The sequence below is a fragment of the Bacillus sp. XF8 genome (assembly GCF_017498755.1).
GTDB lineage: Bacteria > Bacillota > Bacilli > Bacillales > Bacillaceae_G > Bacillus_A > Bacillus_A bingmayongensis.
The window spans coordinates 1-17,598 of the sequence record NZ_JAGDQK010000062.1 but is presented as its reverse complement, the minus strand read 5'-3'; the positions used below and the strand labels follow the sequence as shown (position 1 = coordinate 17,598).

25 protein-coding genes are annotated in these 17,598 nt (G+C 37.2%); 24 read left to right on the top strand and 1 reads right to left on the bottom strand.

Annotated features, from left to right (window positions below; genetic code table 11):
* Positions 1–470: 470 nt before the first annotated feature.
* Together J4P91_RS27090 and J4P91_RS27085 are read left to right on the top strand one after the other, a co-directional pair.
* The gene (locus J4P91_RS27090; RefSeq protein ID WP_207996558.1) at positions 471–722 is read left to right on the top strand and encodes a hypothetical protein; all 252 of its coding nucleotides are present in this window, start codon (positions 471–473) and stop codon (positions 720–722) included.
* 92 nt (positions 723–814) lie between these two features.
* Positions 815–1,057: a hypothetical protein gene (locus J4P91_RS27085; protein ID WP_207996557.1), complete on the top strand. Its 243-nt coding sequence runs from the start codon at positions 815–817 to the stop codon at positions 1,055–1,057.
* Positions 1,058–1,189: 132 nt separating this feature from the next.
* Here J4P91_RS27085 and J4P91_RS27080 read toward each other — a convergent pair whose 3' ends face one another.
* Complete coding sequence (locus J4P91_RS27080; protein WP_207996556.1) at positions 1,190–1,327, bottom strand: DUF3956 family protein; 138 nt, start codon at positions 1,325–1,327, stop codon at positions 1,190–1,192.
* Positions 1,328–1,726: 399 nt separating this feature from the next.
* On the opposite strand from J4P91_RS27080, the gene J4P91_RS27075 reads away from it, so the two are divergent.
* The 22 genes from J4P91_RS27075 to J4P91_RS26970 all read left to right on the top strand — a co-directional run bounded on the left by J4P91_RS27075 (position 1,727) and on the right by J4P91_RS26970 (position 17,569).
* Positions 1,727–1,900, top strand: a complete 174-nt coding sequence (locus J4P91_RS27075) for a hypothetical protein (RefSeq protein ID WP_207996555.1) — start codon at positions 1,727–1,729, stop codon at positions 1,898–1,900.
* A gap of 201 nt (positions 1,901–2,101) precedes the next feature.
* Entirely contained in the window at positions 2,102–2,617 is a 516-nt protein-coding gene (locus tag J4P91_RS27070; RefSeq protein WP_207996554.1) for a hypothetical protein, read from the top strand.
* 93 nt (positions 2,618–2,710) lie between these two features.
* A complete protein-coding gene (locus tag J4P91_RS27065; protein WP_207996553.1) occupies positions 2,711–3,640 on the top strand; it encodes a terminase small subunit in 930 nt (309 codons plus the stop codon).
* Positions 3,612–4,928 (top strand): PBSX family phage terminase large subunit, encoded by a 1,317-nt coding sequence (locus J4P91_RS27060; protein ID WP_207996552.1) that lies wholly within the window; start codon positions 3,612–3,614, stop codon positions 4,926–4,928. Before J4P91_RS27065 ends, J4P91_RS27060 begins: the two co-directional genes overlap by 29 nt.
* Positions 4,928–6,451 carry a phage portal protein gene (locus J4P91_RS27055; RefSeq protein WP_207996551.1) on the top strand — a complete coding sequence of 508 codons (1,524 nt, stop codon included), beginning with the start codon at positions 4,928–4,930 and terminating at the stop codon, positions 6,449–6,451. The genes J4P91_RS27060 and J4P91_RS27055 overlap by 1 nt, the downstream gene beginning before the upstream one ends.
* A gap of 85 nt (positions 6,452–6,536) precedes the next feature.
* Complete coding sequence (locus J4P91_RS27050; RefSeq protein ID WP_374192072.1) at positions 6,537–7,361, top strand: phage minor head protein; 825 nt, start codon at positions 6,537–6,539, stop codon at positions 7,359–7,361.
* Positions 7,358–7,600 carry a hypothetical protein gene (locus tag J4P91_RS27045; RefSeq protein WP_207996549.1) on the top strand — a complete coding sequence of 81 codons (243 nt, stop codon included), beginning with the start codon at positions 7,358–7,360 and terminating at the stop codon, positions 7,598–7,600. Before J4P91_RS27050 ends, J4P91_RS27045 begins: the two co-directional genes overlap by 4 nt.
* 4 nt (positions 7,601–7,604) lie before the next feature.
* Positions 7,605–7,910: a hypothetical protein gene (locus tag J4P91_RS27040; protein WP_243764039.1), complete on the top strand. Its 306-nt coding sequence runs from the start codon at positions 7,605–7,607 to the stop codon at positions 7,908–7,910.
* 14 nt (positions 7,911–7,924) lie between these two features.
* The gene (locus J4P91_RS27035; RefSeq protein ID WP_207996548.1) at positions 7,925–9,139 is read left to right on the top strand and encodes an XkdF-like putative serine protease domain-containing protein; all 1,215 of its coding nucleotides are present in this window, start codon (positions 7,925–7,927) and stop codon (positions 9,137–9,139) included.
* A gap of 17 nt (positions 9,140–9,156) precedes the next feature.
* The gene (locus J4P91_RS27030) at positions 9,157–10,086 is read left to right on the top strand and encodes a phage major capsid family protein (RefSeq protein WP_207996547.1); all 930 of its coding nucleotides are present in this window, start codon (positions 9,157–9,159) and stop codon (positions 10,084–10,086) included.
* Positions 10,087–10,102: 16 nt separating this feature from the next.
* On the top strand, positions 10,103–10,294 hold the full coding sequence (locus J4P91_RS27025; protein WP_207996546.1) for a hypothetical protein: 192 nt from the start codon (positions 10,103–10,105) through the stop codon (positions 10,292–10,294).
* Positions 10,287–10,517 carry a hypothetical protein gene (locus J4P91_RS27020; protein ID WP_207996545.1) on the top strand — a complete coding sequence of 77 codons (231 nt, stop codon included), beginning with the start codon at positions 10,287–10,289 and terminating at the stop codon, positions 10,515–10,517. Before J4P91_RS27025 ends, J4P91_RS27020 begins: the two co-directional genes overlap by 8 nt.
* Before the next feature lie 13 nt (positions 10,518–10,530).
* Positions 10,531–10,920, top strand: a complete 390-nt coding sequence (gene yqbG / locus J4P91_RS27015; RefSeq protein WP_207996544.1) for a protein YqbG — start codon at positions 10,531–10,533, stop codon at positions 10,918–10,920.
* Positions 10,920–11,312: a DUF3599 family protein gene (locus J4P91_RS27010; RefSeq protein WP_207996543.1), complete on the top strand. Its 393-nt coding sequence runs from the start codon at positions 10,920–10,922 to the stop codon at positions 11,310–11,312. The genes yqbG and J4P91_RS27010 overlap by 1 nt, the downstream gene beginning before the upstream one ends.
* Positions 11,297–11,782: an HK97 gp10 family phage protein gene (locus J4P91_RS27005; protein WP_207996542.1), complete on the top strand. Its 486-nt coding sequence runs from the start codon at positions 11,297–11,299 to the stop codon at positions 11,780–11,782. Before J4P91_RS27010 ends, J4P91_RS27005 begins: the two co-directional genes overlap by 16 nt.
* A 3-nt stretch (positions 11,783–11,785) precedes the next feature.
* Positions 11,786–12,187: a phage tail terminator family protein gene (locus J4P91_RS27000; RefSeq protein ID WP_207996541.1), complete on the top strand. Its 402-nt coding sequence runs from the start codon at positions 11,786–11,788 to the stop codon at positions 12,185–12,187.
* A gap of 16 nt (positions 12,188–12,203) precedes the next feature.
* Entirely contained in the window at positions 12,204–12,674 is a 471-nt protein-coding gene (locus tag J4P91_RS26995) for a phage major tail protein, TP901-1 family (protein WP_207996540.1), read from the top strand.
* Between the two features lie 68 nt (positions 12,675–12,742).
* Positions 12,743–13,144 carry a tail assembly chaperone gene (locus J4P91_RS26990; protein WP_207996539.1) on the top strand — a complete coding sequence of 134 codons (402 nt, stop codon included), beginning with the start codon at positions 12,743–12,745 and terminating at the stop codon, positions 13,142–13,144.
* A gap of 77 nt (positions 13,145–13,221) precedes the next feature.
* Positions 13,222–13,482 (top strand): hypothetical protein, encoded by a 261-nt coding sequence (locus J4P91_RS26985; RefSeq protein ID WP_207996538.1) that lies wholly within the window; start codon positions 13,222–13,224, stop codon positions 13,480–13,482.
* A 15-nt stretch (positions 13,483–13,497) separates the two neighbouring features.
* Positions 13,498–16,344 carry a carbamoyl-phosphate synthase gene (locus J4P91_RS26980; protein ID WP_207996537.1) on the top strand — a complete coding sequence of 949 codons (2,847 nt, stop codon included), beginning with the start codon at positions 13,498–13,500 and terminating at the stop codon, positions 16,342–16,344.
* 8 nt (positions 16,345–16,352) lie between these two features.
* Positions 16,353–16,688, top strand: a complete 336-nt coding sequence (locus tag J4P91_RS26975; RefSeq protein ID WP_207996536.1) for a hypothetical protein — start codon at positions 16,353–16,355, stop codon at positions 16,686–16,688.
* Complete coding sequence (locus tag J4P91_RS26970; protein WP_207996535.1) at positions 16,688–17,569, top strand: phage tail domain-containing protein; 882 nt, start codon at positions 16,688–16,690, stop codon at positions 17,567–17,569. The genes J4P91_RS26975 and J4P91_RS26970 overlap by 1 nt, the downstream gene beginning before the upstream one ends.
* The last annotated feature ends 29 nt before the right edge of the window (positions 17,570–17,598 follow it).

Sequence of the window (17,598 nt, the reverse complement as noted above, 5' to 3'; positions counted from 1 at the left end):
AGCCGATACAAACGGTCTTCCCCTCCGTTCCCAGTGTGTCGGTTCACGCAAGAAGCGGAAACTTCTTGATACAAATTTATATTTTGTATTCGTTCCGCATTTTAAAATGATTACTATCTACTATAGGAGAGTTCCTCGGCTCTCTTTGAACATATAGTACGCTGTATGTTGAAAGAGGTAAGGGATGCCTCGGCTGCAATGAGCGCGACATATATTAAAAGAGCTTTCGCTCTTCTCCCAGTCACTATACACATATAAGTAATATAACTTTCATATGGTGTCGATGGTGATTGGGAGAAGCTCGAGAGTGCCTAGAGTACCAGTGAGCTTAAAGAGATACTTATTGCCATCTGTTATCTCTCTTCCATCCCCTCTAGAGCTGTCACTTCGGTGATGGCTTTTTATTTCATCTGCAAAAAGGATAATTATGGTTTTTGTAGAATAAATAAGTCGGGAGAGGTGGAGTAATAATGATATATATAGAAATGTTAGAAGAGTTATCAGTAGGGGGAGTATATACCGAAAGGCAAATTTATGATTTGTTATACAATGCTGGTACTGAAATAACAATTTTATGTGATTCCGTATCAGAATTTGGTGAATCTGAAATGGAAAGATTCCAAGTCATGGGTAAGTATGAGATATTTATTCATAAAAATGAGAATCATTCATATTGTGCGCCATCGAAAAAAACAATGGTTTATGTTATAGAGAAAATTTAGGAGCATCCATAACGGGTGCTTTTTTCTTTGTTATATAGAAATTACATAATTACTGAACAAAATGGACATTTGAATAGGAAGGATGATGAATGATGGATGAAGTAAAACAACCGAGAAATCGTTTGGATATCGAAGTTAATGTTGATACGGATGAAGCTGAATTAAAGATTGAACGATTAAAAGTAGCTGTTGAAGGTTGTACGAAAGCATTTCAAGAGTTAGGTGAAGTTATTGCTAATGTAGGTGCATTGATACAGGTTCCAGAAGAAAAAGATAATATTGAAATAATCACTAAAGAAATGGCTCGATTAGAAAGAATCAAAGAGTTTAAGTAATTGTAATGATTAAACCAATAGCAATTATCCTAGGCGCTGCCGTGATCGGTATGGCGTCTTGTTTGTTGTTAAGGGATGATAAGAAATAAAAAAGAGAGCCGAAGCCCTCTTTTTTTATTCAATATTACTGGATTAAGAACAAATTGGAATTCCTAACGCTATTAAAGTCAATGCTACTTCAAGAGAAATCTCTAATCTAGCAATTTCAATTCCAGCAACTGAGACAACTAAAAAAGGTTGGCCATTTACGAATAGAACGCAACTTGTCATGACTACGCCTCCTTTCTAGCAATCTACTACAGTATATGAACTGAATATAAATATGTAATAGTTAAATTGATGGATTTAATAGAATTGATAGATTTACCTTGTCCTAACAAAACAAACAAACTCAACGAACAAAAATAGAGATAGTTAACAAGGTGAAGTTTATGCAGGAAATAACGGTGATTAGGTGCTGAAAATGGCGTTTTTAAGCCGATGTATAAAATCGTGTATATTTGATAATTTTAGGTAGTCTATAAACCTAGTAATATCAACGATTTCCCAAACTAACAACTTCGTATAATTACTATTATGTAAACTAAATATGAATATTATTTCATTTCCCATGCATACAACAGATTTCCTAACAGGTTTTTTAAAATAAGATTCTTTTGGAGTGATTTCGTGGCTTTGTATTTCCAACGTATTGAATGTTTAGAAGAACTTCAGCGAGTAGTCGAATCATTAGAAGTATTAGATAAAAAATATGTGATTGAAAAGAAATTCGAAAAGAAAGTGAATGCATTGAACAAACGAGAATACGAAATCAGTGTTTGGATTGTTGAAGAATTACAGTAGCGAATCCGCTGCTTTTTTATTTTAATAAAGCATTTTCGTTTTCGTGCTACATATACCGAAACTGATGGTATGAAATTGGACATCTGGGAAGGGCGTATGATTTTATTTTGTATTGAAAAAATATGGGTAAATATACAAGAAAGAAGAATTCATATGACATCTAATGTAATAGATGTCATAAATGAGGGAGCTTGATTGTTCATGTGCTCAAATAACAAAATAAATTTTAATTCCTCTGCGGTTCCTTGCCCGGTTCCTAACCCTATCAGTATTCCTATTCCAAGTATCCAAGGGATTCCAGGACCCCAAAGCCCTCCAGGAATTTTGGGATATGGTTCTTTGAATGGTTCTTCACCTCATCTTGTTGATGGTACAGATGTAATTTTTGATGAAACAGGACCGGTCTTGGACACTAGGCCTGTAGGGGATAGTCAAATTCAAGTATTAACTGGTGGAGTGTATGAAATTATTGCTCATATACGACTTAACGGACAAGCGGGAGCAGTAGCTAATTTTATTTTGGAAAGGAACGGGGCGAGCATTAGTGCAACTTCTTTTATTGGCGCCATGCCTAATTCCAATGATTCTAGTGTTACAATTTCTGTAGTTCATCAAATAGCTTTAAATGCTAACGACCTTATATCCATTGGTAATCCCTTTGTTAGTGGGCTTATTGAGTATACTGATCGTAATTTGACTATTAAAAGGCTTTCTTAAAACCTTTTACTTTTAAGGAATTTTTCGTTTGTTTTTTTAGGAAAACGAACTTATAAATTAAGAAAATGTAGGAATTACCGCGAGGTGGTGAATGTGGCTAGGCAAAGAAGCCCAGATAGAGACAAAGCGTGTGAAATATATAAAGTAAGTAAAGGTGAAAAGCCACTAGTTGAAATTGCAGCTGAGTTAAACCTCAAGCCTTCGCAAATCAGAAAGTGGAAATCACAAGACAAATGGGATGAACAAATGAATGGTAACGTTACTATTGCGAAAAGGAGCGTTACTAATGTTAAAAATCCCAAAACAAAAGAGAAACTAAAAGAGATTTTAGAGGATGAAGAGCTGACCGAAAAGGAAAGGCTCTTTTGTTTGTATTACGTGAAATACTTCAATGGTACACAAGCTGCAATAAAGGCTGGATACGCCAAAGAGAGTGCTCATGTGCAGAGTAGTCGGTTATTACGACGTGAACGAGTTGCTTCTTATATAAAAGAACTGAAAGGTGAGCTAGTCGAGAATATCTTTATAGAAGCAATCGATGTATTAAAAGAGTACGTTAAAATTGCGTTTGCTGATATCACTAACTATGTAACCTTCGGTCAAAGGGAAGTACAAGCGATGGGAGCATTTGGCCCATTAGAAGATGAAGACGGAAATCCTATTATGAAAACAGTGAATTATGTAGATTTCAATGAGTCTGATATGGTAGATGGTTCTATTCTTACAGAAGTGAAGCAGGGTAAAGAAGGCGTGTCTATTAAGCTTGCTGACAAGATGAAAGCCCTGGACAAACTATCACTGTACTTCGATTTATTCCCAGATAACTTTAAACGCAAAGTTGATGAAGAAAAACTACACATGCAGCAAGAAGTACAGAAGGTGCAGATTGAGAAGATTAAAGCCGATACTGCTCGTATTAAGGGTGAAGATGGTGAAGAATACGAAGACGACGGTTTCAAGGAAGCGTTAGAAGGCAAGGTAGAGGAAGTGTGGGATGACCATGACGACGATTCTGAAGCGTAAAAAGAAACCTGCTCCGTTTAAATTCAAGCCGTTCTCTAAGAAGCAGATGAAGGTATTAACTTGGTGGAAACCTAACAGTCCCGTTAAAGATTATGACGGGATTATTTGTGATGGCTCCATTCGTGCAGGGAAAACAGTATCGATGGCTCTTTCCTATGTTATGTGGGCTATGGAATCATTCGAAGGCGAGAACTTTGGTATGTGTGGTAAAACCATTGGTTCGCATCGACGTAACGTTATAACGCCACTTAAAAAGATGTTAAAGTCTCGTGGTTATAAAGTTAAGGACCACCGCAGTGAGAACATGTTGACCATTACTAAGGATGGTGTAACAAATTTCTTCTATATTTTCGGGGGGAAAGATGAAGCATCACAGGATCTTATCCAAGGTATCACTTTGGCAGGATGTTTCTTTGATGAAGTTGTGCTTATGGTTCGCTCGTTTGTTAACCAAGCCACTGGTCGTTGTTCTGTAGAAGGCTCAAAAGTTTGGTTTAACTGTAACCCTGGGGGACCATATCATTGGTTCAAAACAGAATGGCTAGATAAGGCGAAAGAAAAGAACTTGCTACACCTACGTTTTACTATGGACGATAACTTATCGTTGTCTGAAAAAGTAAAACAGCGTTATTACAAAATGTACAGTGGCGTTTTCTATAAGCGGTATATATTAGGGTTTTGGGCAGCTGCTTCTGGACTTATCTTCGATATGTTTGATGAGAACAAACATAAAGTACCTACAATCGAAAGGGAATACATTGAATACTTTGTCTCTTGTGACTATGGAACACAGAACGCCATGGTATACGGATTGTGGGGGAAGTGCATCGAAAAAGGTGAAGACGTATGGTACAAGGTTAAAGAGTACCGTTATAGCGGTAGAGAAACCGAAAAGCAGAAGACAGACCAGGAATACTACGAGGACTTCGAGGAATTTGTAGGTGATTTACCTATTCGCGGTACAGTAGTTGACCCATCTGCTGCTTCGTTTATCGCTTTACTAGTTAGGAATAAACGAAAAGTATATAAGGCCCGAAATAATGTGAAAGAAGGCATTGGTAATGTCGGTGTAGCGCTTAACACGGGCATTATTTATTTTAACGACTGCTGCAATGAAACGTTTAAAGAGTTTGCATCTTATATATGGGATGAAAAATCCGTAGAACGAGGCGAAGATAAGCCGTTAAAAGAGAATGACCATCATATGGATGAAACAAGATACTTTGTTAATACAGTCATATACGGATTACGTAAAAAGAAGAAAAAGAAAAGAGGTGAAGCAGCTTAATGTCAAAGAACAGAAAAGTAAGTGCAAGAGTGATTAAAGCTAAAAGTGATGGCGTACAAGTTCTTTCTCGTCAGCAGGAAGACGAAAGTGAAAAGAATGCAGTAAATGACATCATTACCCCACCTTACAGAATAGAAGATTTGCAGAAGATTAGAGAAAACAGCACGATATTAGGGCAATGCATCGATGCTTATAAACGTAATGTCGCTGGTTTTGGTCATGAAATGCAGTACAAGCAGAATGACATTGGGGAAACTCCTGAAATGAAAACAGAGTGGACATATGTAGATACAGAGGTCATTCCTTTCTTTAGTTTTGAAAAACCATTCAAAGAAATCCTTGAAACTGCTATTGATGATAGGGAAACAACAGGGAATGGATATATTGAAGTGATTCGTAACCTTGAGGGAAAACCTACTGAATTAGTTAATATGTTACCACAATACATGAGAGTCACACGCAAAGATGATAAACCACAAGAAGTTACCTATCTTATTAATGGTAAAACAATCAAACGAAAGAAGTTATTTCGTCGTTATGTACAGGAAGTTGGAATGACTAAGATTTATTTCAAAGAATTTGGTGATCCGCGTTTCTTGAATAAAGAAACTGGAGAATTTAGTGAAACATCATTTGGTCCGAAAGATGCAACTGAGGTACTTCATTTTAAAATAGGCAATGGTCCTTATGGAATCCCTCGCTGGGTATCGCATGTCGTTCATATGGTTGGAGCTAGAAAAGCAGAAGAATTAAATCTACGTTATTTCAAACAAGGTAGACACGTTCCGATGGCTATTTTACTTAAAAACGGAGTCCTATCAGACGAAAGTGAGAGCAAACTGACTGAATATGTATCATCCGTTGAGGGTGAAGAAAACCAACATAAATTCCTTTTATTAGAGGTAGAATCAGCAGAAGAAGGTGTTATAGGCGATACTCAACCTAATGTGGATATTGAGCTTAAATCACTTGCTGACATCTTACAAAACGATGCCTTATTCCTTGAATACGATGATAAATCACGTCAAAAGGTGCAATCAGCATTCCGTTTACCTGATATTTATGTGGGATACTCTCGTGACTTTAACCGTGCTACTGCTGATGCAGCGCGTGAGATTACAGAAGAGCAGGTATTTGAACCAGAAAGAAACTCACTTGAGTTTATTATAAATAACATTCTCCTGCTTCCATATGAGTTAAAACATGTATATGTAAACCTGCGTAAGCCGGAAATCAGCAATACTGAAGACATGGTTAAGATGTTAGATGTATTAAGTAAATACGGTGGTACAACGTTCAATGATCTGCGAGAAGTAGCAGCGAAAGTTCTTAATAAGGACTTAGAGCCATTCGAATCAGAAGAAGCAAGTCAGCCTATCGCATTAGTACTGCAAACTGTTAAAAAGGCGACAGAGCAGAGTAATGTGGAAAATATCCAAAAATCAAATGAGACTACTGACCTAGTTATGGTTATGAAAGATTTAATCGATTATTTGGAGTCGGTGCAAGATGTAAAAGATTGATAAACTGTTAACCTCATTGAATGAGTGGATAGAAAAGGCTGATACAGATGATTTCATAGATTCATTGCCTGCTGATTTAGAGGTATTGGACATGTTGCCAGGATATGTAGAAGAATTTGAGAAAGAAATTGCTAAACTGCTACGTAAGCAACGAAGATATTTCATTAATGGAATTAAAAACTATACGAAAAAAGATACAGTAGAAAAGGCATTCAGAATACGAGATATCATCAATTTTGTTAAGGGAAGCCTATTTGGTGCAGACACCTTCGCTCAAAGTCTTAGCAAAGCAGCACGGAAATTCCTTGATTACACGATGCAGGATATGACTACTGCTTTTATGAATGCGATTGACCCTGATATCCAGTTTAAAGTCTTCTCAAAACGTACTACAAAGTGGATTAATAGTTGGTCTGATAAACTAGGTAAGCTGATGCAGATTAACTCACACAAGGCTGTAGAGCGTGTTTTGAACGATGGATTAGAGAAAGGGAAAGGTATTAGTGAGATTTCGAGGGAATTAGAGAAACTTCCTGAATTTGATCGCAAGAGAGCGAGAAGTACCGCGGTCACCGAAACTTTAGCGGCCTGCTCTGCGAGTCAGCTAGAATCATATAGACAGAGTCCTGCTGTTACGGGAAAAAAATGGCGTCATAGCGGTGCGAGAAAGAACAATCCGCGTGAAAATCACATGGAGTATAGCGGTACAACGATTCCTGTAGAAGATGAATTCGAATTACCTAGCTCGGGTGAACGTTGCATGTTTCCGAGAGATAGTTCTTTGTCAGCTAAAGAGAGAGTTCATTGTCATTGTGTTCTTCAGCCGTCAGTAGACAATCAGATATTAGGTCTTTCTGAAGAAGAGAAGCAGAAGATTAGGGAAGAAACTTTGAGGGAGTTGGCTAAATGATAAGTGCAGAAGAACGGGAAGCTTTTGAACGCTTAGTATTATCTATAGAGGAGCATTCGAAATTTCAAGACAACAATAAGGTTTTGAAGAAGAGTGATGTTGATCACTTTATTGATGAACGAGATGAAATAACTGAATACATGCTGATAGGTACAGATTCCAAGGGAGAATATGCTGACGAGATAACTCTAGTGATTAAATATATTCCTTATGTGAGGAAATTGAAAAAGGGGAGTTGAGTAAGTGATGAATGGTGAAGCGTTAACTTTAAAGCTTACTGATGAGCAAGCAGAACAATTGGTAAAAGCTTTTGAAGAAGGTTCATGTAAATTTGAGATTCTTAAAGAAGAACCTAAAAAGAAGTTTGTTCTTGAATTCGACGAACCACCTGCACTAGTATTCGTTTCTCATGATAGTAAAAATGAAGAAGTATACATGCATGGAAAGAGAATTAGAGATTGGACTGCGATCAAAATCGATTCTGCTATTGATAAATTCACTGAATACGATTTGAGTATGGTATCAATCAAACCAAAAGAAAAATATTGAAAGGAGGTGAGTAAATGCCAAGAAAACTGAAAAACGTGGATGTAAGCTTTGTTTCTATTGTGGATAAAGCTGCAAACAAAAAGAAATTCTTCTTAACGAAAAGTGAACAAGAACCAACATTTGAAAAAGAAGTTAAAATTATAAAGGGTGAAGATGAAGAACAAAAGCTTGTATATGGAATTGTTTATTCTCCTGGTAGCGCAGATGATCCAAGTACACATGACGCGCACGGGGACTTCATGACTGCGGAAGAAATAGAAAAATCCGCTCATAATTTCATTGCTAAGTATCGTAACATCGACACTCAACATGATTTTAACGCAGGAGCAGGTGAAGTTGTAGAAAGTTATGTAGCTCCTGTTGATATGAACATTAACGGTGAAATAATCACTAAAGGCACATGGGTGTTAGTGACAAAAGCCACCGATGAGATATGGCAAGATATTAAAGACGGTAAAATGACAGGCTATTCCCTTGCTGGCATCGCTGAAACAGAAGTGATTGAGGAAGAAGTAACTAAAACTGAAGAGAAACAAATGAAGTCCTTCTTACAATTGATGAAGGGCTTTTTTAGTGGCCAAAAAGTAGAAAAAGGCGAGGTTAGAGATAAATTTAAACAGAATAAGCATCGCCGTGATGTAAATGCTTCATTCTCAGCTCTTGAAGATACTTTTTACCAATCTCTTTGGAACGCTCCTACTGCTGATGCTATCGATTTAGATCGTATTGAAGCAGCTGCACTTGAATTTGTCGAGATTATCAATGAGTTAAAAGGTTCAGAAGCAGTTGTGAAGGCATGGGAAAGTAAACCGGCTATATCCCTTGCTGAAGAAGTAGAAAAAGCAGGTAAGAAAATCAGTAATATGAACATGGCTGATATCGATGCAGCTATTGAGTCATTAACAAATCTAAAAACACGCGTCTCTCCTACTCAGGAAGGCGGAGGAAGTGAGGAAGATAATATGAATCAAGAACAATTAGAAAAAGCGTTAGAAAAGGTTGTAGCGCCTATTCAAAAAGAATTAGAGACAGTTAAGAAGCATCTGAATATTGAACCGGAGAAAACACCGGAAGAGATTGCAGTTGCAAAAGCTGTAGAAGCTGCTACTGCTCCAATCCTGAAAGAACTAGAAGAACTTAAAAAATCCCAAGGTATCAGCAATCAACAAGATACAGATGGTGTACAAACAGTAACGAAATCTGCTGGATACAAAAAATCATTCGCTTAAGAGGAGGAAACAAATATATGAATAACGGACAAATTATCGCTGGAGGTTCTACGGAACTAGTATTAAAAGATGTAAACGTACCATTACCACAGGCAGAAGCGGAAGCGTTTTTACGAGATACAATCAACATGGCTACTGTATTACCTAAATTAAAACCATACTACAAGAAAGCGCCTGCTGGTAATATCGATGCATTAAGCGTTGGTAAACGAAAATTACGTGAAGCCTCTAAGGACGATACACCAACAGGAACAGGTTCAATTTCATCACGCCAAATCCCTTATGCTGTTAAGAAAGTTAAATGGGATGAATGGATTCAAAATGATGATGTATGGTATGCAGTAGCTGCACGTGACCAAAATGTTGAAGATGTTATTGTAGATATGATTCAAGAACAATTCGCTACGGATCTACAAGATGTAATCTTCAATGGTGATACAGCTGCAGGTGCTGGAGCAGACCAAGCATTCTTAAAAATTATTGATGGTTTTGTTAAGAAAGCGAAAGTATCTCCTAATAAAACTGACTTAGCTGCAAATGACGTGACAATTCAAGCATTCGTGGACCATGTAGCAGTCCTTCCTGATAAATATAAAACTCGTAAAGATATTGCATGGTTTATTACACAAAAAACTCATGACAAATTAATGTCTCTTTTAACTACTCGCCAAACTAACTTAGGTGATGCTGTCCTAATTGACGGTAAAGTATCTAAATTAGCTGGTTATGAAGTTGAAATTGTGCAAGAATTACAATCTGGTTTCGCTATGTTAACACCACGAGATAACTTAAAACCTGTATTTACTCGTGATGTACGTTATAATCGTACTGCTCAAGGCGCTACTGCAGCTGCTAAAGATGCAACATACCACATCTTATTTGCTTACCTTGATTGCGTAATCCGTGAAGTGGATGCAGTTGCATGGATGACAGGTGAAAAACTGTAAGAAAGGAAGCGTTATAATGCCCTTAGTTCAATATAAACATAAGACAGGCGTTCTTCATATTGGTGAAGGGCGCTTTTTTCATGCAGGAGAACCGCAAAAGGTAACAGCAAAAGAGCGTGATGAGCTGTTAGAAGTTTATGAAGATCTAGAGGAAGTAAAGGAACCTTCTAAATCAAAAGGTTCAGAAAAGGGTGATGTAAATGCCTAAGATTCCTAAAGATATAGGGAAAGCCGGTGCTTATTTAAATACTGATTTAGCCGTCCTGCTTAGTTCTATTGTTGATGATCTAAACTCTATTAAAAAGCAAGTTGACGATTTAAAAACAAAGTACAATCAGCACATTAACGATGGCAAACATCGTGTAGCTACTGTTGTAGATGCAGCTGCTCCAAACTCGACAGTTTCATCTACAATTACAACAACTAAATAAGGAAGTGATAAGTATGTCACTTATTACTGCTCAAGAATTAATTGATTATACCGTATTACCTGAAGTTAAAAACCGTCCTGTTCCTCTATTGGAGCAGGACATACTTGAAGCAGAAACAGAGATTTATAATCTCTCTAAAATAGATTTCAATGACAAGACAAAATATCCTGAGGTGCCAGCTGAGGTGAAACTAGCTTGCAAGAAATTAGCGCAGTATTACGCTTATACAAATGCAGATACAACCGCTATGAAGGGTATTAAGTCTGAAAGTATTGGTGGCGGTGACTATTCTTATACAAAGGATAGTGCAAGTATTACGAAACCTTCTGTTTTATATCTCCTTCAAAAATTCATGGATCATGCAGGTAAGAACAAAATTACATTCAAAATGAGGGCTATCTGATGTCTTTGCAAGGAATGTTTGTTCATGAATGTGATATTTACCATTTGCAGAAGGAAAAGAAGTCAGGTTCCTATGGTCAACCTGCAGAAGAGGTGTACTCTTACAAAGAAACTCCTGATATAGCAGAACAAAGCTGTTACTTTGCAGAGAATGTTGCTACTGCTGCAGCAACAACAATACAGTCAGCACCAAATCAGCTGAATAACGAACAAGTTAAAGTATTATTCATGCCTGGTATTGATGTGAGACACAACGACAAAGTGATCAAAAAGAACACGAATGTCACTTACTATATACGCAACCCTTTTCCGGTAGTGCATCCACTTACTGAAGAGGTTAATCATATAAAGGCCATAGCAGAGAGGAAGACAGAGCCATGGCTAACGAAATAAACACACGAGGTTTTCGTGAATTTAGTGCAAAACTGAATCGGATGTCTAGTGGATTAGATCAGCAAGTCGCATTGTGGTTAGAAGCAAGTGGCTTTCAGTTTTTAGAAGAAGTTCAGAATCAAATCATTGCGTTAAACGTTGTGGACACCAGAAGATTGCTTAATTCGTTCACTAAGTCTGATTCAGATAATATATGGCGTAGCTCTGAAGGTGGACTAGTTTTAGAAGTTGGAACAAATGTAGAATATGCACGTCTTCAAAATGATGGATGGCAGCAGGTAAGACGATTTGTCCCAGGTAGATGGGAAGGGCATAACTTTGAATATGATCCACATGCGCCAACTGGCATGATGCTTACTGCTAAATTCATAGAAGGACGTCCGTATTGGGATAATGCAGTTGCTATTTATGAGCGCATGTTCCAAACGTCATTTGATCGCCAATTTAGGCAATGGGTAAATGGAGGTTAGAGTATGTACGAACAAATACACGGTTCCATGAAGGCTTTTGTATACGATAACCTACCCAATGGGACGTTTGCTTATCATGATCAGGTTCCAGAAGAATTAGTTATTCCATCTGTATATTACCCAATTCTATCTATAAATGATTCAAAAACTTCAAAAGACCATTACACCTTACTGTACACCATGACAGTAAGGTTTTTTAATACAACGACAGATAAAGCAATGCAAGCAGCTGAAAAAGTTGCGAACAAGATCAGAAGCAACGGTTACACAATGCCTCTTCGTAATGTAGATGGTAGTGAATCGATTGACACGATTTATTTTCAAAGAGTAACTACCGCTCCCAGTGGGGTTGGTTCTGCACAATTAACAATGATTTTTGAATACCAACAAGCTTATACAATTTAAGGAGCGTGAAATATATATGGCAGAAGTAAAAAACAAAATGATGCGCGGAGATGATTTTTTAATCGCTGCGGTGATCAAAAATGCAACAGAACAAGAAGTAATTGCACGTCCGTTTGACCAAACTGACTCTTCTCACAGTGTATCGGCAGACGAAATAGAAGCTGCATCTAAAGATAGAACAGTTTCAGACTACGGCAAAGTAACCGAAACTCGTTCTTTTGAAGGCATTATGGCTGAGGGAGACCCGTTCCCGGAAGCCGCTTTAGCCAAACTCCGTAACAAAGAATATATCGAAATTTACGAAATCAATAAACGAACAAAAGAAGCGGAAAAAGGAACTTACATGATTACATCCTTTGAGAAAACTGCTTCTACTGGTGAATTTGCTACTTATTCATTAGAAGTTAAGTTATCCGGTACAGTCACGAAAGAAACATTAACTACAATTCCTCCTGGTGCTGGTGAAACGGTACCAGGAGGCGCTTAAGAGTGGGCTTTAATGCTTACTCTTTTTAAATTTGAAAATAACATCCAACTAAAGGGAGATTGATATATATGCGTTTTGAAGTACAAGGAAAAGAATATGATTTAACGTTAAATTTTGATGCGATTGTAGAACTAAATAAAAAATATGAGGGCGGCGTAAATGAAATTGTAGGCCATTGTTTACAAGGTGATGTTGAGCTGTTTAAGGATTCTATTTATTTTGGATTATTCCATACTGAAAAAGGTTTCACTCGTAAAGATATCGAGGCAGAAATTAAAAGATTGTTTGCTGAGGAAGCGTTGACTCAGGAATACATCGAAAATACGTTACGAGAGGTTGTTGAAGAGAATTTTTTCTACAAATCGAAAGTTCGACAACAGAAGAAACGTTTGAAGAAACAGATGGTAGCGAAGAATCCAGAATTCGAGGAAATCGCGAACGAGATGTACGGACTAACGACAGAAGAATAATTCAATACAATAGGGAAGCTATCGATAAGATTCAGCAGGATGGATTCAGATACTTAGGGTTACGTCCTGCTGAAGTAATGAAATTAACTCCACGTGAGTTTCAAAATATGATGACAGCTCGTAATGAGCAATATTTAGATGAGCTGCAGACATATAGCATGTTTGCTCTTATGATGCGTACGGCATATCACTATGACCCTAAGAAAAGACTGAAACCAAAAGATCTATTTGATAGAGACAAGATGGTCACTGATGAAGAAAAGAAAAAAACTATCGAAAACCGTGCTGTAAAGGTAGAAGAAGATATGCAATTCTTACAAAATCTCAACTTCGGTTAGAAAGGAGGTAGAGATTTGGCCACACAAGAAGAATTAATTGTCCAGTTCAGAGCCGAAACTGACCAAATGAGACGCGAAATGGCTGCGATGCAACGGCAAATGAACGATTTTGTTAGCACTACACGTCACACGTCTCGACAGTATCGTCGTAGCATTGAGAATATGGGCGATGCAAATAGCGAATACAGCCGACGTTTACGACAAATTAAAGCTGAACAACGCGAAGCAATGAAACCACATATCGAGGAATTGAAGAGAACAGAGCTTGCTTATTTAGATGCCGCTATGAGCATGGGAACTTATCAAGGAAGTGTAGAAGAACTAATTGCAACACTTAACGAGATTGGAGCAGCTGAGAAAGCTGCTAATGATGCTATGATGCAAAATGATGTAATGATGCAAGCTTCTATTCTTCAAACCATCGGTATGATGAATAATATGTCAACTACATCTAGCAAGTTAAGAGATAATTTGCGAACGATGGGCAATCCTTTATATAACCTTTCTCATGGTGCATTAATGGCAACAAATGCTATTGAAAGATTAGCGAATAGAAGTAGCGCTGCTCAATTAGCATTGGAATTTCTGGGGCCAAATGCTAACGCAAAAAAACTGGCAGACCAAATAGCTTTAATCAATCAAGGGCTTATAAGGATGCAGATGGTTGCTCTCGCTGCATCTATTGCGTGCGTCGCTCTTTATGGATCGTTGCATAATGCGAATATGGAAATGAACCCGAAATATGCAGAAGCGTACAACGAAATGATAGAAAAGCTTTCGGAAGCCTTTAAACCAATGAAAGAAGCCTTCGCTGCTGTTATGATACCAATCTATGAATTTATAACAGCACTAGCAGAATTAATAATAAAGTTTAATGAAGCGCATCCGACAATGGCTAAATTTATTCAGGGTGCTCTTATGTTAGTTCCAGCGTTAACGCTTATTTTATCCCCGTTGGCAGTAGGTATTGGTTTATTTTTAGGATATAGAGCAGCAATAGCAGCTGTATGGATGCTAATAAAGCCGTTAGTGCTCGGTCTAGCTATGGTATCTCCAGTTGCATGGGCTGTGGCTGCTGCGATAGCTGGTTTAGTTGTAGGTTTCAATTATGCGTACAAAAACATAGAACCATTTAGAAAAGCTGTTGATAAAACGATTAGTAGCATAAAAGCGTTCGGACTAGCTTTAGTTAACATGAGTAAATATCTATTTGCGATTGTGGAGGATGGAGATTACTTAAATGATTGGATAACACACTTACCTAAAGGATTCCAAGACGCAGCTCTGAAAATTGGTGAATCTGTAGCTATGATTAGAGAAAAAGTACTTGGTGCACTTGGAGTGGTGAGACAGTTCGGTGAAGCTATCCTAGCTTTAGGGAAGTATTTATTCTGGACCGCTGTTGATGGGGATTACATGAACGATTGGATTACGCATCTACCAGAAGGATTCCAAAACGCTGTAATGATTATAGGGAAAGCGGTAGCTCAAATGCGTGAATTGATTGCTAGTTTTATAGAGGCAATAACAGCAGCTTTCCACGGAGATTTTAGCCAAATCACTCAGTTTTTTGTGAATTTAATACCCAACATCATCGCAATAATAGTAGGTGGTATACCAGGTTTACTTTTGACCATCACTAATTTATTTGTATCGATGTCTAATGGCGCAGCTACTGGGGGAGCGACTTTATTAAGCAAATTCCAGGAGATTTTTGGAACTCTAATAAATACTGTTATAACTTTTATAACAACGCAGTTACCTCAATTTGTGCAAAAAGGCATTGAGATTTTAACAAATCTTATTAACGGAATTGTACAGGCGTTACCACAAATTATTCAAGCTGCATCGTCAATCATTCTAACATTGGTAAATGGTATATCTGTTTTGCTGCCAACATTATTAAATATTGGTATTCAACTCATTCAAACTATCATAACTGGAATAATCCAGTTACTTCCTGCCATCATTGAAAGTGGTAGTAAAATACTATTCTCATTAATCGATGGAATCTTACCGTTAATACCGAATTTAATTAATGTTGCAATGCAAATTATACAAACAATTTTAGATACTCTCGTAAAAATGCTTCCTACTCTACTAGAAATGGGTATGAAAATTTTAACAATGCTCATAAAGGGTATTGCTGATATGATGCCGCAAATTATTAAGGTAGCTGTAGAAGTAATATCAAAATTAGTGGATACTTTCGTAAAATTATTACCTAAAATTATCGAAATGGGTATTCAATTAATCATTTCATTGATTGACGGTATTGTAAAAATGTTGCCTCAAATCATAAAAACGGTTGTTTTGCTAATACAAAAATTTACAGAGGTAATAATTCAGTATCTACCTGTAATTATTAAAGCAGGTATTCAAATTTTATTAGCATTGATTGAAGGGATTATAAAAGTGATACCGCAACTTGGCGGTGCAATCATTGAGATCATCGGAAAGATTTCAGTGCTTATCATTCAAAGTTTACCTACTCTCATAAAATTAGGTGCTCAATTAATCCTTGCTTTAATTGACGGATTCTTTACTGTGATGGGCTCGTTATGGAATGCCATTACTGGGAAAATCGTTCCGTCTATTTGGAAAGGATTCACTGGAATTGATTGGGCGCAAGTTGGTAAAAACATCATAATCGGTTTAATTAACGGTCTTTGGTCATTAGCGTATAAGGCTGTTATGGCTGCTTATGATATTGGAAAGTCGATATACAAAACGATTACAGGTTTCTTTGATATCCATTCTCCTTCCCGTTTGATGCGAGATGTTGGTGAATACATTATATCTGGTATGACTAAAGGTATTAGTAATATGGAGAATCCTGCAGTCAGAACAGCAAAAATGTAGCTACATCTGTGCGAGATGCTTTTGATGTATTAAGTGAAGATATAGCTCTTGGTAATGTAGCTTTTGCTGGTTCTATACCTGATGTTTCAACAAGTTATACAACTCCTGCATCTGTATCGAGTACATCATCTTCTAATTTTGGGCAACAATCAATGGTTAATTCGAGCACTGCTAGTAATTCTGACAATAATGATAATAGTTCAGTAGCCGCAGCTATAAAAGACTTGAGAAAAGATTTAACAAACCTTCAAGTGGTGATGGAAGGTGAAGCAGTAGGGCGTATTGTAAGACCACATGTAAACGAAGGGAACGCAGTTGATAACATAGCAAGGAGGTATTTCTAGTGGACGTACAATTTACAAAGTTAAACGGACAATCTATCAAACTATCTGAAATAAACGTCCAGGCGCAAGACTTCCGTGTTGGTTCAATTGAAACACGCCCGAATTATATAGATGTAAATGGATCAAATGGAAGGATTTTCACAGGATCTACTTTTGGGGTACGGACCATCACCGTACCTTTTTATTTTAAAGCGCAGGACTTATTAGATGTTGCAATGATTCGAGATAAGTTGTTTGAAGTGATAACAAGCACAGAGCCGTTTTATATACGAGAATTACGCCGTCTTGAGTATCAAAATGGTGAAAATCAATTCGTTGGTGGAAAACGTTATAAAGTGATGTTATCGTCCACATTTGATATTGAGCAGACGTTCAAATATGGATTTGGAGAATTAACATTCGAAACATCTGAACTACCTTTCGCTGAATCAATTGGAAAATCCTCTGATATTCAACGATATGGAGTAGATTCAACAAGCGGATTGTGGGGTATCGGAATGGGTATCATTTCTGAGGATGCTTCGCATATTTACGAGCATCAAGTTGTCTCTGGTCAACAATTTAAAATTTACAATCCTGGCAGTATTCCAGTTCATCCGTTTGAACAAGAATTAAAGCTAGTTATCAGCGATGTAGTAGGAAGTGCAGCAGGGTTTAAGATAATAAATGTAACGAATTTTAGCACTGCAACAATTAATGTACCTCTGACTAGCAAAGATATTGTTATTTATAGTGGGCCAAATGTCGGAAGGAATGGACTAGCGTTTCTTAGGAACACAAATAAAGATTTCATTGAATTAGTTCCAGGTTGGAATACTTTTGAAGTGTTCAATTGTACATCAGCAACAGTTTATTTTGATTTTAGATTTTATTACAAGTGAGGTGGTTTGGTTATGTATGTACGCGATTT